The sequence below is a fragment of the Acidaminococcus fermentans genome (assembly GCF_009696675.1).
GTDB lineage: Bacteria > Bacillota > Negativicutes > Acidaminococcales > Acidaminococcaceae > Acidaminococcus.
The window spans coordinates 202,944-220,562 of record NZ_VULN01000001.1 but is presented as its reverse complement, the minus strand read 5'-3'; the positions used below and the strand labels follow the sequence as shown (position 1 = coordinate 220,562).

The following is a 17,619-nucleotide window of genomic DNA, read 5'->3' as shown; positions in this document are numbered from 1 at the left end:
ATGGCAGGGAGCAACAAAAAACCGGCTTTTCTCCAACAGGAAAAGCCGGTTTTATTGCAGGGGGCCATGGAGCTGGAAGTGGCAGTGCTCCGGGAGGCCCTGGAAAACGTCCAGGAAGTCCGTCAGGGGGATTTCCTTTTTTGGACCGGGAAACTGGGGAAGCAACAGGCAGTGGTGAGCCGGACCGGGATCGGCACCGCCGCCGCAGCTGCTGCCACGGCCCTTGGCTGCACCCTGTTCCAGCCTGCCCTGGTGCTGAACCAGGGGACTGCCGGGGGATATCCGGTGGACCTGGAGCCTTTTGACCTGGTGGTGGGGGAACGGTGGTTCAACGGGAACGCCCTGTTCCAGTCCCGGTACGGGAAGGATTATTACCTGGACCTGGCGGCCCTGGAAGGGGAAAGCAAGGAAAGTGAGTTCACCGGGGACCGGCCCTTTTTCCATCCCTGTGACCGGGAGGCGGTCCGGTGGCTGGACAGCTGGGGCACGGCCTACACCCGGGGCCGGGTGGTGCTGGGGACCATTGCCTCTGCAGACCGGTGGAACGACTGCCCGGACACTATCCGGGACCAGGAGGCGAACACCGGGGCTCTGTGCGAAGAGATGGAAACTGCCGGAGCCGGGGATACCGCCGGAAGGATGGGAATTCCCTTTGCCGCCCTGCGGGTGATCTCCAACAACAACCGCACCAGGCGCCCCTTCGACCCGGAAACCGCCCGGGCGGTGCAGGAGTGGGTGGTAAGGGTAGTGAAGAGTGCAGAGTGAAGAGGGAAGAGCAGGGGCCGCGGGCCGAAGGAAAAATTTGCAGGCAAATTTTTTGAATGGAAACGCAGCTGGCGCTGCTAACCCACCACCAGCCTGATGGCTGGTCCCCCGCCCTTGAAAAGGGCGGATATATGCTCGGGCCTGGGGCCCATTGCAGCCTACAGCTTTCGACCAGTATTCCGGCCTTCTTGCGGATATACGCTCTGGCTGACGCCCATTGCTCAGGGCACCAAGCCCAATAAATCCGTGTACTCTAAAACGAAGAACTTGGTGTACTCCAAAACGAGGGACTTTATGTCCCGGGTTTTTATCCGCCCTTTACAAGGGCGGGGGACCGTTGCGCCTGCGCAATGGTGGTGGGTTAGCAGCCGAAGGCTGCGTTTCCATTCAGCAGCATCTGCCCTTGGCAGATGGTTTCCTTCGGCCATTGAATGCTGACAAAAAAAGACGCTGCTTCCGCAGCGCCTTTTTTCCAATTACTCCCCGAACTTCTTTCCGGTGAGCATTTCGTAGGCTTCTTTGTATTTGGCGATGGTCTTGTCGATTACATCCTGGGGCAGCAGGTAGTCGCTGTTGGGATGGGCCTTCAGCCAGTCACGGACGAACTGTTTGTCGTAGGAAGGCTGGCTCTTGCCGGCTTCGTAGCCTGCCAGGGGCCAGAACCGGGAGCTGTCGGGAGTGAGCATTTCGTCACCCAGGACCACTTCGCCTTTTTCGTTCAGGCCGAATTCGAATTTGGTGTCGGCGATGATGATGCCTCTTTCATAGGCATAGTCGGCGCATTTCTTGTACAGGGCGATGGTGGCGTCCTTGATGGCCTTGGTGTATTCGGCCCCTTTCCCCGGGAAGATCTTTTCCAGGTAGGTGACGCACTGTTCTTCGGTGATGTTTTCGTCATGGTCGCCCAGTTCTGCTTTGGTGCTGGGGGTGAAGAGAGGTTCAGGGAGCTTCTGGCATTCCTTCAGCCCTTCGGGCATTTTGATGCCGCAGACGGTGCCGTTTTCCTTGTAGGATTCCCAGCCGCTGCCGGTGATGTAGCCCCGGACGATGCATTCCACAGGGATCATGTTCAGTTTCCGGCATTTCATGCTCTTGCCGGCAAATTCCGGAGTCCGGAAGAATTCAGGCATATCCGCCGGGTCCACACTGATCATGTGGTTGGGGATGATGTCTTTGGTATAGTCGAACCAGAATTTGGACATCTGGGTCAGGACGGCCCCTTTGTCGGTAATGGTGTTTTTCAGAATGTGGTCGAACGCGGAGATCCGGTCAGAAGCCACCATGATCAGGCTGTCGCCCAGATCGTAGATTTCACGAACTTTCCCAGATTTAACGGGTTTGTATTCCTGCATGATCCATCCTCCTTGAATATAGACAGTAAAATCCTGTATCCCTATCATATCACAGCCAGGGGATTTCGTCGAATAATTTTCTCATTATGGGTGGGAATGTTTGTTTCATATGGTACGGAATGGGGAGGTGGGTAAGTGGAATGGAATGGAGAAACGCAGCTGGCGCTGCTAACCCACCACCAGCCTGACGGCTGGTCCCCCGCCCTTGAAAAGGGCGGATATATGCTCGGGCCAGCGGCCCATTGCTTAGGGCACCAGGGCAGTAAGTCTGCATACCCTTAAACGAAGGATTGCGCGTACCTCAAAACGAGGGACTTTATGTCCCGAGGTTTTTATCCGCCCTTTACAAGGGCGGGGGACCGTTGCGCCTGCGCAATGGTGGTGGGTTAGCAGCGAGGGCTGCGTTTCTGTTCAAGACCATTTGCCGTGGGACGGAAGCCGACCGTCCCCCCTCTTCCCCTCTTTACTCCACCCTCCGCGGAAAATCGTGAAATCCTTGTGGATTCCTTCAGTAACATTGAAGCCAGTGAAAATTTATCGTATAATAAATTGTAAACTCCAGCTGATCAAGCAATTCCGGAGTCTCTAAGAGAGGAAGGTTGTTATTTATGCGTATTGTTATGACTATCGTCGGTGTGGACAAAGTGGGGATCATCGCGAAGGCAAGCACCCTGCTGGCTGACAACAATGTGAACATCCTGAACATCAACCAGAACATTGATGACGGATTCTTCAATATGGTTCTGATCGGTGACCTGGACAACGCGCAGGTTTCTGTGGAAGACCTGAAGGAAAAGGCCACCGCCCTGGGCAAAGAACTGGGTCTGGAAATCCGGGTCCAGAGCGAACAGATCTTTACGGCCATGCACCGGATCTAAGGAGGCCCATCCATGTTCTACGAAATCAAAGACGTACTGGAAACCACCCGGATGATCACCCAGAACAACCTGGACGTGCGGACCATCACCATGGGGATCAGCCTCCGGGACTGCGCGGATCCGGATGTGAAGGTCTGCGCCCAAAAGATCTATGACAAGATCACCACCAAGGCTAAAGACTTGGTGAAGGTGGGGGAACAGCTGGAAGGGGAACTGGGGGTGCCCATTATCCACAAGCGGATCTCCGTCACTCCCATTTCCCTGGTGGGGGAAGCCTGCCAAACCGACAGCTACGTGCCTCTGGCCAAGGCCCTGGATGACGCGGCCAAAGCCGTAGGGGTCAACTTCATCGGCGGCTTCAGCGCCCTGGTGGAAAAAGGCTATACCCACGGGGACCGGACTCTGATCAAATCCATCCCGGAAGCCCTGTCCACCACGGACATCGTGTGCTCTTCCGTGGCCATCGGCTCCACCAAGGCCGGCATCAACATGGACGCGGTCCGGGAAATGGGTCAGGTGGTGAAGGAAACTGCCCGTCTCACCGCGGACCAGGATGCCCTGGGCTGCGCCAAACTGGTGATCTTCTGCAACCCGGTCCAGGACAACCCCTTTATGGCCGGGGCCTTCCACGGGGTCACCGAACCGGAAACCGTCATTAACGTAGGGGTATCCGGCCCCGGGGTAGTGAAGCACGCCCTGGAAGCGGTCCGGGGAGAAGACATCGGGGTGGTGGCGGAAACCATCAAGAAGACTGCCTTCAAGATCACTCGGGTGGGCCAGCTGGTGGCCCAGGAAGCGGCCAAACGGCTGAACACCCAGTTCGGGATCATCGACCTGTCCCTGGCCCCCACCCCGGCGGTAGGGGATTCCGTAGCCCACATCCTGGAAGAGATCGGCCTGGAATCCTGCGGCTGCCCGGGCACTACGGCGGCCCTGGCCATGCTCAACGACGCGGTGAAAAAAGGCGGCCTGATGGCCTCCAGCTACGTGGGCGGCCTCAGCGGCGCCTTCATCCCTGTGTCTGAAGATGCGGGCATGATCGCGGCAGTGGAAAAAGGGTCTCTCACCATCGAAAAACTGGAAGCCATGACCTGCGTGTGCTCCGTGGGCCTGGATATGATCGCCGTCCCCGGTGACACCACCGCGGAAACCATCTCCGCCGTCATTGCCGACGAAGCAGCTGTGGGCATGATCAACAACAAGACCACCGCCGTCCGGCTGATCCCTGTGCCCGGCAAGAAGGTAGGGGACAAGGTGGAATTCGGCGGTCTCCTGGGCTATGCTCCCATCATTGCCGTGAATTCCTTCAAGCCTGATGTGTTTATCCATCGGGGCGGCCGGATCCCGGCACCGGTACGGAGCCTGACCAACTGATGAGAAAGAAAGAACGGGTCCGGGCCATCCTCCAGAAACTGGAGGAGACCTACCGGGGCCAGGGCACGGCCCTCCATTACCGGACCCCCTTTGAACTGCTGGTGGCGGTGGTACTCTCCGCCCAGTGCACCGATGAACGGGTGAACAAGGTCACCGCCCGGCTGTTCCCGGAACTGGACACCCCGGAAAAACTGGGGGACCTGACCCAGGAACAGCTGGAAGACAGGATCCGGGACTGCGGCCTGTTCCGGTCCAAGGCCCGGAATATCCTGGGTCTGTGCCGGAAGCTGGTGGAAGACTTCCATTCGGAAGTGCCCCAGGATATGAAAAGTCTCCTGAGCCTGCCGGGTGTGGGCCGGAAGACCGCCGACGTGATGCTCAGCGTGGCTTTCGGCCAGCCGGCCATCGCCGTGGATACCCATGTGTTCCGGGTGGCCCACCGGCTGGGACTGTCAGAGGGCAAGGAACCCCTGGCAGTGGAACAGGACCTGATGGAACTGATCCCCCGGGCCCAATGGGGGGAAGCCCACCACTGGTTCATCTGGCACGGCCGGAAGGTGTGCAAAGCCCGGAAGCCCCAGTGCACCCAGTGCCCTGTAGTGGACCTGTGTCCTTCCCGTGTCCTCTGACCGGGGGAACGCGGACGGAAAAGCGACGGAAATCTTGATGGAGTAAGGTGAGAAGCAATGGCAAATGTCTACGACGCAATAGCAGCCTTTTACAACAACGACCCTGGCTGGGACCAGGTGCTGGCCCGGACCGATGCGGAAGCCTATTTCCGCCATCTGGCCTGGCAGGGCAGCACCGATGCCGCCATGCAGCATCAGTGGAACCAGCTGCTGATGCTGTGCATCTACGCAGAGAACGGAGAAATCAATCTGTATGAAATGACAGAAGATGACATTGTGGATCTGGTGGCCTGGTGCGGCCGGAACGTGGTGGATTTCCAGGTGTCCTGTGAATCCGTCCGGGACTTTCTGGATACCCTGGGGTCCTTCTACCTGTTCCTGAAACAGGAGGGACGGATCGCCAGCGCCCTGGCCCCCCGTCTGGCGGCCCAGCTGCTGCTCCGGGACGACGGCACCCTGGGGATCATCGACCAGTACGGGGACTACCTGCCGGGAGAAGAGGACCGGGAGGCCAGAAGCGCCCCGCCTCCGGAAGGCCAGGTGTTCCTGAACGCCTGGGAAGCGGTCCGGGGGATCATGGAAGAGCTCCGCCGGTTCTACCAGAAGGAGGAATTCGACGGGGATTTCCAGCGGGCCCTGACCCTGTATGAACAGGCCCTGGGCATGCTGGACCTGGAAAACGACCCGGGCGAGGACTTCTGGCAGGGGTTCTGGGATTATTTCCTGATGGATTACCACCTGACAGGCAACGACCTGACTCCCCTGGAAATGTTCCGCCAGTGGGGAGACACGGACCATCCCCAGATGGTCAACGAACTGAGCACCGGCTTTTTGGCCCTGTTCACCGTGGAGGACATGATGGACAACAGCCGGTTCCTGTGCCGGGATTTCCTTACCGGGGATATGTACAACCTGAATTTCCATCTCACCGGGGATGATCCGGTGGGGGACCGGGTGATCCTGGGCCATGTGTTCTACAACCGGAGCATGGGCATGAATTGCCTCCAGAGCCGCACCCTGCGTCCCCTGGCCCGGAAACGGCTCCGGGAACTCCTGGAGGAATGTCTCCGGTGGTACGATGTCCAGTGCCCGGGGGCGGACTGGCCCCAGTTCATGGCCCGCCACGGACTGGTGTGCCGGAGCCTGCTGCTGAAAATGGCCCGGAACCCGGCAGCCTGCCGGTTCCCCTATGAAACCAGGCAGCAGGGCTATATCCCCGGCCCTCTGGCGGAAGACATGGACATGGTGGAGTGCCTGGCCCAGGAGATCCTCCTGGTGGGAGACCGGGGCCAGAACGACGTAAGGCTGGTCCGGCACATGTGGGAGGATTTCCGGGAAGGGTATCCTGCCCTGTACCAGTACGAGCCCCAGGTGTGGGCGGCGGCCCTGGTGGAGAATTTCCTGGAGATCAACGAGAAGCGGGCGGCCCGGAAACTGCCTTTCCTGGCGGAAATCGGGGGAGTGCCCCACCGGGATCTGACCCGTGCCTATACGGAAATCCGGGACCGGCTGCAGCTGGAGCCTTCGGATCCCCGGTATCTCAACGAGATGGGGTTCCTGATGATGTTTTCAAGATATGCGTAGGAGTAGACCATGATCTGTAAACACTGCGGATTGGAATATCCTGATGACCTGGAAGCCTGTCCAGGCTGCGGCACCCCCAACGAGGATGTGGAAGCCCAGGTGATGAGTGCGGAAGAACGGGATGCCTTCGACGGGATGACCATTGAAACGGGCACCGAAGAAGAACCCCGGGGGGACTGGAAGGTGTACGACCAGGAGGATATCCGGCGGCAGCAGGAAAAAGCCGCCAAAAAGGAAAAATGGCGGTCCCTCTGGGAACTGGTGAAGCTGAACGGCCGGCTGGTACTGGCGGCAGCGGCGGTGATCCTGGCCGTGGTGCTGCTTCTGCCCACCCTGGTGGGCTTCCTGCTGGTGGGGCTGGGGGCTTTGCTGGTATGGACATTTTTTCGAAATTTTTTCATCCGATGGTAAAAAGCCAATTTTCAGAAAACCGGGGGCTTCCCTTTGCGCTATAATTAGTGTATAATCAAGTCCATAAGTAAACCCTGAATGCATTTTTCCTGATCCAACCAGTCCGGCAGGGTCCTGGAACCCTTACCTCATGGTCCTGCCGGGCTGATTGACACTGTTTGCTTCAATTTCAAAACTAGAAGGGATGGTTTGAAAATGCGTGAAGTTGTCATTGTAAGTGCTGTAAGAACGGCTATCGGTAAGTTCGGCGGAAGCCTGACCCCGCTGTCCGCTCCTCAGATGGGCGCCATTGTCATCAAGGAAGCCCTGCAGAGAGCCGGCGTGAAACCGGAAATGGTGGATGAAGTGATTATGGGGAACGTGCTCCAGGCCGGCCTGGGCCAGAACCCTGCCCGTCAGGCCGCCATCTTCGCTGGCATGCCGGTGGAAGTCCCTGCCTTCACCGTGAACAAAGTCTGCGGTTCCGGTCTGAAATGCGTGGAACTGGGTGCCCAGTCCATCCTGGCCGGGGACAACGACATTGTAGTGGCCGGCGGTATGGAAAGCATGTCCAACGCTCCCTTTACCATTCCCGGGAAATCCCGCTGGGGCCTGAAAATGGGCGACCAGAAAATGATCGACGTGATGATCCGGGACGGCCTGTGGGATGCGTTCAACGACTACCACATGGGCATCACCTCTGAAAACGTGGCTGAAAAATTCGGCGTTACCCGGGAAGACCAGGATGAAGTGGCCGCCCGCAGCCAGGCAAGAGCCATCGAAGCCATCAAGAGCGGCGCTTTCAAGGAAGAAATCGTCCCTGTGACCATTAAAACCAAAAAAGGCGAAAAAGTCTTCGATACCGATGAATTCCCCAGAGAAGGAACCACCATGGAAGTCCTGGCCAAACTGCGCCCGGCCTTCAAGAAGGGCGGCACTGTTACCGCCGGCAACGCTTCCGGCCTGAACGACGGGGCTGCCGCTCTGGTACTGATGACCGCTGACAAAGCCAAGGAACTGGGTCTGAAGCCCATGGCCAAGATCGTTTCCTACGCTTCTGCCGGTGTGGATCCTGCCATCATGGGCATCGGGCCCATTCCTGCCAGCCGGAAGGCCCTGGCCAAAGCCGGTCTGGAAGTGAAAGACATGGATCTGGTGGAAGCCAACGAAGCTTTCGCAGCCCAGACGGTGGAAGTAGGCCGTGAACTCCAGCTGGATTGGGACAAGACCAACGTAAACGGCGGCGCCATCGCCCTGGGTCACCCCATCGGTGCATCCGGGGCCCGTATCCTGGTCACCCTGCTGTATGCCCTGAAACACAGAAACAAGAAACTGGGCCTGGCCACCCTGTGCATCGGCGGCGGCATGGGCACTGCCACGGTTGTGGAAATGCTCTAAGAAGTTCAGGGAGCGCTGCTTCCTGAGCAGGGTTCCCTTTCATCATCTATCATTCAAAAGGAAAGAGGTACAAATACTATGGATTTCAACCTGACTGAAGACCAACAGATGATTAAGGACATGGCTGCGGAATTTGCTCAAAAATTCCTGGCTCCTACCGTTGAAGAAAGAGACAAGAACCATATCTGGGATCGGAAGCTTATCGACAAGATGGGCGAAGCCGGTTTCTGCGGCATCTGCTTCCCGGAAGAATACGGCGGCATGGGCCTGGACGTACTGAGCTACATCCTGGCTGTGGAAGAACTGTCCAAGGTGGATGACGGCACCGGCATCACCCTGAGTGCCAACGTTTCCCTGTGCGCTACCCCGATCTACATGTTCGGTACCGAAGAACAGAAACAAAAATACCTGGCTCCCATTGCAGAAGGCACCCATGTAGGGGCTTTCGGCCTGACCGAACCTTCCGCCGGGACCGATGCTTCCGCTCAGCAGACCACGGCTGTGCTGAAAGGCGACAAATACATCCTGAACGGCTCCAAGATCTTCATCACCAACGGCAAAGAAGCTGATACCTATGTGGTATTCGCCATGACCGACAAGAGCCAGGGTGTACACGGCATTTCCGCCTTCATCCTGGAAAAGGGCATGCCCGGCTTCCGCTTCGGCAAGATCGAAGACAAAATGGGCGGCCACACCTCCATCACTGCAGAACTGATCTTTGAAGACTGCGAAGTCCCCAAAGAAAACCTGCTGGGCAAAGAAGGGGAAGGCTTCAAGATCGCCATGGAAACCCTGGACGGCGGCCGTATCGGCGTAGCTGCTCAGGCCCTGGGTATTGCTGAAGGCGCCCTGGCTGCTGCCGTGAAATATTCCAAGGAACGGGAACAGTTCGGCCGGCCCATTTCCAAATTCCAGGCTCTCCAGTTCATGATGGCTGACATGGCCACCAAGATCGAAGCTGCCCGGTATCTGGTATACCATGCCGCCATGCTGAAGAACGAAGGCAAACCTTATTCCGAAGCTGCCGCCATGGCCAAGTGCTTCGCCTCCGACGTGGCCATGGAAGTGACCACCGACGCTGTACAGATCTTCGGCGGCTACGGCTACACCGTGGACTACCCTGCAGAACGGTACATGCGGAACGCCAAGATCACCCAGATCTACGAAGGCACCAACCAGGTTATGCGGATCGTAACCTCCCGTGCCCTGCTGAAAGACAAGAAAAAATAATCCCTTCTGAAAAGAAGGACCATGAGGAGGGCTGGTTTTTTGCCAGCCCTTCCTTTGCACAGAAGGAATTTCCGAGAAGTCCTTCTGTGGATGCAGGATTTCTCACTATACCAACGTAAAGGAGATTTTTTGTTATGGAACTGCAGAAAGTTATGGTTATCGGCGCTGGCCAGATGGGCAGCGGCATTGCACAGGTCATGGCTGCACATGGTGTGGAAGTGACCCTCCGGGACATCAAACAGGAATTCGTTGACCGGGGCATTGCCAAGATCGAAAAGAGCCTGGACCACAGCGTGGCCAAAGGCCGGATCACCGAAGATGACAAAAAAGCCACCATGGCCCGGATCCACGGGGTTGTGGATCTGACTCCCGAAGCCTGCGATGTGCATCTGGCCATCGAAGCCGCTACGGAAAACATCAAGATCAAACAAAGCATCTTCAAGGAACTGGACGAAAAGATGCCCAAAGACGCCATCATCGCCAGCAACACCTCTTCCGTTTCCATTACCATGCTGGCTGCCGGCACTTCCCGTCCGGACAAATTCATCGGCATGCACTTCTTCAACCCGGCTCCTGTGATGAAGCTGGTGGAAGTGACCAAGGGCCTGGGCACCTCTGAAGAAACCTTCCAGAAGGTGTACGAACTGGCCAAAGCCCTGGACAAGACCCCTGTAAAGGTCAACGATGCTCCCGGGTTCGTGGGCAACCGGATCATGATCCCCATGATCAACGAAGCCATCTTCACCCTCAGCGAAGGGGTTGCCAGCGCTGAAGATATCGATGCTGTGGCCAAACTGGGCTTCAACCATCCCATGGGGCCTCTGGCTCTGTCCGACCTGATCGGCAACGATACGGTCCTGGCCATTATGGAAGTGCTGTACAAGGGCTTTGGGGATCCCAAATACCGTCCGGCTCCTCTCCTGAGAAAGATGGTGGAAGCCGGCTATCTGGGCCGGAAGACCGGCAAGGGCTTCTACGACTACAACAAATAAGCTGAATGGTGGTGTCAAACCATGTATGACTACAAAAATCTGCTGGTGGAAATTGCGGACGACGGGGTGACTACGGTTACCGTGAACCGTCCCAAATACCTGAACGCCCTGGATACCCCCACCCTGGTGGAAATGAAGGACTGCTTCGGGAAACTGGCCACGGATCCGGCGGTGAAGGCTGTCATCATCCGGGGCGCCGGAGAAAAGGCCTTTGTGGCCGGGGCTGACCTGAAGGCCATGAGCATCATGACTGCCGTGGAAGGGAGAGATTTCTCCAACCTGGGCCATGATGTGTTCGATGCCATTGAAAAACTGCCGGTGGTGGCTGTGGCCGCCGTCAACGGCTATGCCCTGGGCGGGGGCTGCGAACTGGCCCTGGCCTGCGATTTCCGTTTCGCTTCCACTACCGCCAAGTTCGGCCAGCCGGAAGTGAACTACGGGATCATCCCCGGGTTCGGGGGTTCCCAGCGCCTGGCCCGGCTCATCGGCAAAGGCTATGCCAAGGAAATGATCTACACCGGGGCTATGGTGGATGCGGAAGAAGCCCATCGGATCGGCCTGGTGAACCGGGTGGTGGAACCGGATCAGTTGATCCCCACCTGCGAAGAAGTGTGCCGGAAGATCATGAAAAAGGCTCCCATTGCCATTGCCAGTGCCAAGGATGCCATCAACCGGGGCCTTTCCATGGACCTGGATTCCGGTCTCAGCTACGAAGCCCAGGTCTTCGGGACCTGCTTCGCCACCTTGGACCAGAAGGAAGGCATGAAGGCGTTCCTGGAAAAACGGAAACCGGTGTTTATGAACAAATAAGGCTGCTGCGCAGCCTGTCAACGGTCAGCTGTCCACAGTCAGCGGCCGAAGGAAAGAACCCGCCTTTGCAGACGGGTTCTTTTTGTTGTGAGGGAAGAAAATGAAAAAACTCTGGTTTTGTATACTCTGTATTTTCCTGGTGGCTTTTGGGGGGATGATGCGGCGGCCCCGTCTTCCTGAAGGGCCGGGGAGCGGCCAACTGGCGAAGCCGGACCCCATCACCGAAAAAATCGCCGCCATGACTCCGGAAGAAAAGGCCGGGCAATTGATGCTGGTGGGTCTGGAGGGCCGGACCCCTTCGGAAGCCTTCCAGCAGGAAATGAAGGACCATCCCTACGGTGGGGTGATCCTGTTTGACCGGAACATGGAAAATCCGGCCCAGGTAAAGGCCCTGACCGGCCGGCTCCAGGACCTGTCCGGGGATATACCCCTGTTCATCGGCCTGGACGAAGAGGGGGGACAGGTGGCCCGGATGAAGGATACCCTGCCGGCACCTCCTTCCCAGGCTGCCATCGGGGCCACCGGGAACCCGGATATGGCACAGAAATGGGCAGCGGAAACCGGCCGTCAGCTGAAGCAGCTGGGGATCAACCTGAACCTGGCCCCGGTGGCGGACGTGGGCAGCGGGGCCGGCCGCAGCTACAGCAAGCATCCTGCCACCGCCGCCAAATTTGTGGAAAGGGCCCTGGCCGGATACCAACAGGTCCATCTCATGGCCTGTGTGAAGCACTTCCCCGGATTGGGGAAAGGACAGGAAGACACCCACAAAGGCCGGGTCACCGTCTCCGCCAGCCGGGAAACCCTGGAGCGGGAAGACCTGCTGCCTTTCCGGGAGGCCCTGGAAAAGTTCCCGGAACCCCGGTTCGCCATGATGGTGACCCATGTGGACTATCCGGCCCTGGATCCGGACTGGCCCGCCTCCCTGTCCCAGAAGGTCATGGGGGATCTGCTCCGGAACCGGCTCCATTTCGACGGGATCATTATGACCGATGATTTGACCATGGGGGCCATAGCAGGGTCCTGGCCCCTGGAAGAAGCGGCGGTGCGTGCCCTGGGGGCCGGGGCGGACCAGGTGATGGTGTGCCACGACCCGGAATCCATCCGGAAGGTCCATAAGGCCATTGCTGCGGCCATCCGGGAAGGAAAGCTGCCAAAGGACCAGGTGGACCGGTCTTTGTACCGGATCCTGAAAACAAAGGAAAGCCTGTAACCGGGGAAAATATGGTATACTGGGCACAGTACAGTGAATGAATGGAGGTTTTTCAATATGAAGGAACCCTACAGCAGAAAAGAATCCGCCTGGGCGCGGATGGATGAAAAAGAACGGAAAGAGACTCTGGCCTACGGGGAACGGTACAAAGCCTTCCTGGACAAGGCCCGGTCCGAACGGCTGGCTGTAAAGGAGATCCTGGCACAGGCGGAAGCCGCCGGGTTCAAGCCCCTGTATGAAGCGGAAACCCTGAAACCCGGGGACAAGGTGTACTGGAACCAGAAGGGCAAGGCCTGCATCCTGGCGGTGATCGGGAAGGAACCGGTCCATGAGGGGCTGAAGATCGTAGGCTCCCACATCGATTCTCCCCGGCTGGACCTGAAAGGGAACCCGGTCCACGAACAGGATGGGGTGGTGTACTTCCGGACCCATTACTACGGGGGCATCAAAAAGTATCAGTGGCCCTGTATCCCTCTGGCCCTGGTGGGGGTGATCCACACCAAAGAAGGGAAGAAAATCGAAGTGAACATCGGCATGGACGAAAAGGATCCGGTGTTCTACATTACGGACCTTTTGATCCACATGGCCCAGGACCAGATGAAGAAGACCCTGGCGGAAGGGGTCACCGGGGAACAGCTCCAGGCGGTGATCGGCACTCATACGGACAAGGATAAAAAAGTGAAGGACGCCCTGATGGACCTGTTGAAGGAAACCTACGGGGTGGAGGAAGAGGACTTCACCACAGCGGAACTGGAACTGGTGCCCGCCCTGAAAAGCCGGGATGTGGGCTTTGACCGGTCCCTCATCGCCGGGTACGGCCAGGACGACCGGGTGTGCTCCTACGCCAACCTGGAAGCCATCCTGGACGCCCGGGCCGGGGAAAAGACCCAGGCGGCCCTGTTTGCGGACAAGGAAGAAATCGGGTCCTACGGGAACACCGGCATGCAGTCCTCCTATTTCGCCAAGTTTGTCATGAAGCTGCTGGCCCTGCAGAACCGGGGCACCCTGCTGGACTTCTACGAAACCATGGAAAACAGCGAAATGCTCTCCGGGGACGTGAACAGTTGCCTGGATCCCATGTTCCCGGAAGTGACGGAAAAGGACAACTCGGCCCTGTTGGGCTACGGGGTGGCCCTTACCAAATACACAGGGGCCCGGGGCAAGGGCGGCAGCAACGACGCCAACAGCGAGTTCATCCAGAAAATCCGGACCATTTTCAACGACGCCGGGGTGGCCTGGCAGATTGGGGAACTGGGGAAAGTGGACCAGGGCGGGGGCGGCACCATCGCCTACATGCTGGCGGACTGGGGCTGCGAAGTGGTGGACTGCGGCACCGCCATGCTCAGCATGCATTCCCCCTACGACCTGCTGAGCAAAGCCGATACCTACGAAACCTACCGAGCGTACAAGGCGTTTTTTGAGAGCAAGTGAGGTGCGGCTGCTCTGGCAGCAGCACCGTCAGCGGTCAGCAGACGAAGGAAAGGACCTGGATTTTTGTCCAGGTCCTTTTTGCATGGAGAAAACCGGCGGCCGGGATGGGCGTGCCTGGGGCCCGCCCCTACGGCGTCAGGGTCGGAGGGTGGGGGAACAACGGTTTTCATCGAAGGGTCACCTGGCTGGGATCCCCGGATCGCCGTGATGATCCCCTGACCCCAAACGCTGTAGGGGCTTGCCGCAGGCGAGCCCGTCCCGGCCGCCCAGAGGGCAAAAACGTTCAAAGCCGGATGCCGGGCATCCGGCTTCCACCGGCCGCTGCCCCTTTACCGTTACCCATTGCCGCTGACCGGACAAAGTGCTACAATAAATATGCAATTATTTTGAATTTTATGAGGAGGGGTTTTCATGAAACTGAAAAAACTGGCTTTGCTGCTGACTCTGGGTGCCACCCTTATGGGCGGTACGGTGTTTGCCGCCGGATCCCCGGATTCTCCTTTCAAACCCGATGAACAGGTGTACCACAAAGGCGATCTGTTCACCTTTGACAAACAGGATGTAGCCAAAGGGAAGGGCACTGCCTACGGGAAATTCGCCTTTGCCCGGGACAAGGCCGCCCCGGATTCTGCCATCAAGGAAATCTGCTACCTGACCCTGAAAAAAGGTTCCTCCATCGGCTGCCACAAACACGGTTTCAATGAAGACGCCTATATCATCGTATCCGGCGAAGGGATCTTCACCGACGGCACCGGCAAGGAAACGGTGGTGAAGGCAGGGGATGTGACCATCGCCCGTCCCGGTCAGTCCCACGGCCTGCGGAACGAAAAGAAAGAACCCCTGGTGTTCCTGGACGTAATCGCCCAGAACGACACCTATTTAAAGAACCATCCCGAAGCCGCACCGAAGAAATAAAGACCTGCCGGAGGCAGGCTGGTCGCGGGCCAAGGGTCAATGGCCAAAGGAAAGGACCTGGATTTTTGTCCAGGTCCTTTTTGAATGGAGAAAACCGGCGGCCGGGATGGGCGTGCCTGCGGCGCGCCCCTACGGCGTCAGGGTCGGAGGATGGGGGAACAACGGTTTTCATCGAAGGGTCGCCTGGCTGGGATCGGAGTGGATAACAACGGTCCCGGAAACGGATTCCCCGACAATCCCGTTTCCCGGATTTTCCGTGGTGATCCGCTGACCCCAACGGCGTAGGGGCTTGCCGCAGGCACGCCCGTCCCGGCCGCCCAGAGGGCAAAAACGTTCAAAGCCGGATGCCAGGCATCCGGCTTCCACCGGCCGCTGACCGTTGACAAAAAAGCCACCCTCAGGGGCGGCTTTTTTCACACCTTCACCTTCCCTTCCCACTTTCCCGTCCGGTACTCGTAATAGGAAATGGCCCAGTTGGCGGCCCAGCCTGCCGGTTCTGCCATCCATACCATCTGGATGCCGAACAGGGGGGCCAGGGTTACGGAAATCACCACCCGAAGGGCCAGGTTGGTCAGGTTGGCCAGGGTGAACAGCTTCATGTCCCCGGCTCCCCGGAGCACTCCGTCCACTGCCATTTTGAACCCGATGAGGCTGATGAAGAACCCAACGAACTGCAAAAAGGAGGTGCCGGTGGCCAGGGCGGTGGGGGAGGCTTTGTCCCCCAGGAAGAACCGGATAATGGGTTCGTTCCACCCTTCCAGCACCACCAGGATCACCAGGGCATAGAGGACCACCAGCTTGTTGGCGCTGTGGTACCCTTCGATCACCCGTTCTTTCCGTCCTGCTCCCAGGTTCTGGCCGGTGTAGGGACTCATGGCGTTGCCGATGGCGCTCATGGGCACGGTGCAGCAGTACTGGATCCGCATGGCCGCGGAGAATCCCGCCAGGGCCGCCGCCCCGAAACTGTTCACCACGCTCTGGACCAGCATCATGCCGATGGATACGATGGACTGCTGGAGGATGGAGGGGAGGGCAATGGAGCCCATTTTCCGGAACAGGTCCAGGCTGAAATACCGGGGGGCCTGTCCCAGGGGCCGGATCAGCCGGAGGAACACGCCATAGGACAGCACCGCCGAGATCCCCTGGGAAATCAGGGTGGCCCAGGCAGCCCCCGCCACCCCCCAGCCCAGGTTCCGGACCATGTAGATGTCCAGGCCCACGTTGAGCAGGGAGGAAAAGATCAGGAACACCAGGGGGTACCGGGATTTCCCCAGGGCGTTGAAGGTGGCGGAGATGATATTGTACATAAAGAGGAAGGGCAGCCCCAGAAAATAGATCTGCAGGTACACATCCGCCATGGCAAGGGATTCTGCCGGGGTCTTCAGCCAGGCCATGATCTGCCGGCTGGAAACATACCCGAAAGCCCCCAGCACGGTGCTGAGCACCAGAAAGGCCACAAATGCCGTATAAATGGATTCTTTCATCCGGTCATAGGCATGGGCTCCGAAAAACCGGCTCACCAGCACTGAGGCTCCCAGGCCCCCGCCGATGGCGATGCTGATGAACACGGTGGTCAGGGCATAGGATGCCCCCACTGCCGCCAGGGCCTGTTCGCCCACATACCGCCCCACAATGGCGGAATCCACGGTGTTGTACAGCTGTTGGAAGAAGTTCCCCAGAATCATGGGGAGGGAAAAAACAAAAAGGGCCTTCATGGGCCGGTCCGTAACCAGATAATCCCGTTCCAAAATTGTCACCTCGATTGTTTATGGTACCAGTGTAACGAAGATGGGGGAGGAATGCAAGACGAGAAATGTCCATTCACCACCCGATTTTTCCACTCAGGAAGGAATTTTCCTTTTCGCGGAGAAGGGTCCCTACAGAATCTTTTTGAGGAGGAGAAGCAAATGATGGATCCATGGGAGAAAAAGAAATGGGCGGTGGTGGTGGTGCTGGTGGCCCTTTGTGTGGGCGGCAGCTTTTGGGCCACCCGGGAAACGGTTCCGGAAGCAGCGGAAATACCGTCTGAAAGGCCAAGCGTTACAGTTCCTGCTGATAAACCAAAAACCATTACCATCTACATCAGCGGGGCGGTTAGGGAACCGGGACTGTATCAGGTAAAACCTGGCATCCGGTATCAGGAAGCGTTGGCTGAGGCAGGCGGAGCTACGGAAGAAGCTGACCTGACGAGAGTAAATCTGGCCAAAAAGTGCAAAGATGGAAGTCATGTGAACGTCCCGCTCCTGAAAAAAAGTGCCAGGAAACCGGTACAGACCAGAACCGTTGACCCAACTGGGGGTGAAACCCCAGGTACAGGGACTGTCAATCCTGCAGCAGAAGCCGATTCAGGGCTTCCGCCACCGGCTGCTGCAGGCAGAGTGAACTTGAACCAGGCAGGTGTGGAAGAACTGACCGGACTGCCGGGGATAGGGCCGGCGCTGGCCAGAAGGATTGTGGAATATCGGCGGCAGCAGCCTTTCCGCAGCCCGGAAGATCTTCAGAATGTTTCCGGCATTGGGCCATCCAAATTCCAGCGGCTGCGGGCCCTGGTGGAGGTGTAAGATGGATCCGGTACTGGCAGGCAGCATGGCCTACGTTGCCGGAGTCCGGGTAGGTCTGGACAAATGGCTTCCCGTTTTGGTGTGGGTTACAGGACTGGCC

General features: G+C 58.2%; 16 protein-coding genes. 14 read left to right on the top strand and 2 right to left on the bottom strand.

What is annotated here, in order from left to right; genetic code table 11:
* Positions 1-765 carry a 5'-methylthioadenosine/S-adenosylhomocysteine nucleosidase gene (locus tag FX155_RS00935; RefSeq protein ID WP_154487382.1) on the top strand — a complete coding sequence of 255 codons (765 nt, stop codon included), beginning with the start codon at positions 1-3 and terminating at the stop codon, positions 763-765.
* A gap of 476 nt (positions 766-1,241) precedes the next feature.
* Here FX155_RS00935 and FX155_RS00930 read toward each other — a convergent pair whose 3' ends face one another.
* On the bottom strand, positions 1,242-2,117 hold the full coding sequence (locus FX155_RS00930; RefSeq protein WP_022488227.1) for a phosphoribosylaminoimidazolesuccinocarboxamide synthase: 876 nt from the start codon (positions 2,115-2,117) through the stop codon (positions 1,242-1,244).
* A gap of 608 nt (positions 2,118-2,725) precedes the next feature.
* Between FX155_RS00930 and FX155_RS00925 the strand changes: the two genes are divergently transcribed.
* From FX155_RS00925 to FX155_RS00870, 12 genes are all read left to right on the top strand, one after another.
* Positions 2,726-2,995, top strand: coding sequence for an ACT domain-containing protein (locus tag FX155_RS00925; protein ID WP_022487212.1), 270 nt, complete (start codon positions 2,726-2,728; stop codon positions 2,993-2,995).
* A gap of 12 nt (positions 2,996-3,007) precedes the next feature.
* Positions 3,008-4,369 carry a PFL family protein gene (locus FX155_RS00920; protein WP_022487213.1) on the top strand — a complete coding sequence of 454 codons (1,362 nt, stop codon included), beginning with the start codon at positions 3,008-3,010 and terminating at the stop codon, positions 4,367-4,369.
* Positions 4,369-4,998 (top strand): endonuclease III, encoded by a 630-nt coding sequence (gene nth, locus FX155_RS00915; RefSeq protein WP_154487380.1) that lies wholly within the window; start codon positions 4,369-4,371, stop codon positions 4,996-4,998. The genes FX155_RS00920 and nth overlap by 1 nt, the downstream gene beginning before the upstream one ends.
* 57 nt (positions 4,999-5,055) lie before the next feature.
* Complete coding sequence (locus FX155_RS00910; RefSeq protein ID WP_022487215.1) at positions 5,056-6,582, top strand: hypothetical protein; 1,527 nt, start codon at positions 5,056-5,058, stop codon at positions 6,580-6,582.
* A 9-nt stretch (positions 6,583-6,591) separates the two neighbouring features.
* Complete coding sequence (locus FX155_RS00905) at positions 6,592-6,993, top strand: zinc ribbon domain-containing protein (protein ID WP_022487216.1); 402 nt, start codon at positions 6,592-6,594, stop codon at positions 6,991-6,993.
* A gap of 195 nt (positions 6,994-7,188) precedes the next feature.
* Positions 7,189-8,370, top strand: coding sequence for an acetyl-CoA C-acetyltransferase (locus FX155_RS00900; RefSeq protein WP_022487217.1), 1,182 nt, complete (start codon positions 7,189-7,191; stop codon positions 8,368-8,370).
* Positions 8,371-8,448: 78 nt separating this feature from the next.
* Positions 8,449-9,600, top strand: coding sequence for an acyl-CoA dehydrogenase (locus FX155_RS00895; protein WP_022487218.1), 1,152 nt, complete (start codon positions 8,449-8,451; stop codon positions 9,598-9,600).
* Between the two features lie 134 nt (positions 9,601-9,734).
* The gene (locus FX155_RS00890; protein WP_022487219.1) at positions 9,735-10,592 is read left to right on the top strand and encodes a 3-hydroxybutyryl-CoA dehydrogenase; all 858 of its coding nucleotides are present in this window, start codon (positions 9,735-9,737) and stop codon (positions 10,590-10,592) included.
* Between the two features lie 21 nt (positions 10,593-10,613).
* Positions 10,614-11,402 (top strand): enoyl-CoA hydratase-related protein, encoded by a 789-nt coding sequence (locus FX155_RS00885; protein WP_154487378.1) that lies wholly within the window; start codon positions 10,614-10,616, stop codon positions 11,400-11,402.
* 100 nt (positions 11,403-11,502) lie between these two features.
* Complete coding sequence (locus FX155_RS00880; protein WP_154487376.1) at positions 11,503-12,612, top strand: glycoside hydrolase family 3 protein; 1,110 nt, start codon at positions 11,503-11,505, stop codon at positions 12,610-12,612.
* Positions 12,613-12,669: 57 nt separating this feature from the next.
* Positions 12,670-14,043 (top strand): aminopeptidase, encoded by a 1,374-nt coding sequence (locus FX155_RS00875; RefSeq protein ID WP_154487374.1) that lies wholly within the window; start codon positions 12,670-12,672, stop codon positions 14,041-14,043.
* Between the two features lie 459 nt (positions 14,044-14,502).
* Complete coding sequence (locus tag FX155_RS00870; protein WP_154487454.1) at positions 14,503-14,958, top strand: cupin domain-containing protein; 456 nt, start codon at positions 14,503-14,505, stop codon at positions 14,956-14,958.
* Positions 14,959-15,371: 413 nt separating this feature from the next.
* Here the strand turns inward: FX155_RS00870 and FX155_RS00865 are convergent, their stop codons facing one another.
* Positions 15,372-16,715 (bottom strand): MATE family efflux transporter, encoded by a 1,344-nt coding sequence (locus FX155_RS00865; protein ID WP_369678673.1) that lies wholly within the window; start codon positions 16,713-16,715, stop codon positions 15,372-15,374.
* Between the two features lie 150 nt (positions 16,716-16,865).
* Between FX155_RS00865 and FX155_RS00860 the strand changes: the two genes are divergently transcribed.
* The gene (locus FX155_RS00860) at positions 16,866-17,519 is read left to right on the top strand and encodes a ComEA family DNA-binding protein (RefSeq protein WP_195839589.1); all 654 of its coding nucleotides are present in this window, start codon (positions 16,866-16,868) and stop codon (positions 17,517-17,519) included.
* The last annotated feature ends 100 nt before the right edge of the window (positions 17,520-17,619 follow it).

What these genes read in the sequence shown, in the direction of transcription:
- FX155_RS00885 (WP_154487378.1), top strand. Translation starts at nt 10,614, where the DNA reads ATGTATGACTACAAAAATCTGCTGGTGGAAATTGCGGACGACGGGGTG.
- FX155_RS00880 (WP_154487376.1), top strand. Translation starts at nt 11,503, where the DNA reads ATGAAAAAACTCTGGTTTTGTATACTCTGTATTTTCCTGGTGGCTTTT.
- FX155_RS00930 (WP_022488227.1), bottom strand. Translation starts at nt 2,117, where the DNA reads ATGCAGGAATACAAACCCGTTAAATCTGGGAAAGTTCGTGAAATCTAC.
- FX155_RS00900 (WP_022487217.1), top strand. Translation starts at nt 7,189, where the DNA reads ATGCGTGAAGTTGTCATTGTAAGTGCTGTAAGAACGGCTATCGGTAAG.
- FX155_RS00920 (WP_022487213.1), top strand. Translation starts at nt 3,008, where the DNA reads ATGTTCTACGAAATCAAAGACGTACTGGAAACCACCCGGATGATCACC.
- FX155_RS00925 (WP_022487212.1), top strand. Translation starts at nt 2,726, where the DNA reads ATGCGTATTGTTATGACTATCGTCGGTGTGGACAAAGTGGGGATCATC.
- FX155_RS00870 (WP_154487454.1), top strand. Translation starts at nt 14,503, where the DNA reads ATGGGCGGTACGGTGTTTGCCGCCGGATCCCCGGATTCTCCTTTCAAA.
- FX155_RS00935 (WP_154487382.1), top strand. Translation starts at nt 1, where the DNA reads ATGGCAGGGAGCAACAAAAAACCGGCTTTTCTCCAACAGGAAAAGCCG.
- FX155_RS00910 (WP_022487215.1), top strand. Translation starts at nt 5,056, where the DNA reads ATGGCAAATGTCTACGACGCAATAGCAGCCTTTTACAACAACGACCCT.
- FX155_RS00890 (WP_022487219.1), top strand. Translation starts at nt 9,735, where the DNA reads ATGGAACTGCAGAAAGTTATGGTTATCGGCGCTGGCCAGATGGGCAGC.
- nth (WP_154487380.1), top strand. Translation starts at nt 4,369, where the DNA reads ATGAGAAAGAAAGAACGGGTCCGGGCCATCCTCCAGAAACTGGAGGAG.
- FX155_RS00875 (WP_154487374.1), top strand. Translation starts at nt 12,670, where the DNA reads ATGAAGGAACCCTACAGCAGAAAAGAATCCGCCTGGGCGCGGATGGAT.
- FX155_RS00905 (WP_022487216.1), top strand. Translation starts at nt 6,592, where the DNA reads ATGATCTGTAAACACTGCGGATTGGAATATCCTGATGACCTGGAAGCC.
- FX155_RS00860 (WP_195839589.1), top strand. Translation starts at nt 16,866, where the DNA reads ATGATGGATCCATGGGAGAAAAAGAAATGGGCGGTGGTGGTGGTGCTG.
- FX155_RS00895 (WP_022487218.1), top strand. Translation starts at nt 8,449, where the DNA reads ATGGATTTCAACCTGACTGAAGACCAACAGATGATTAAGGACATGGCT.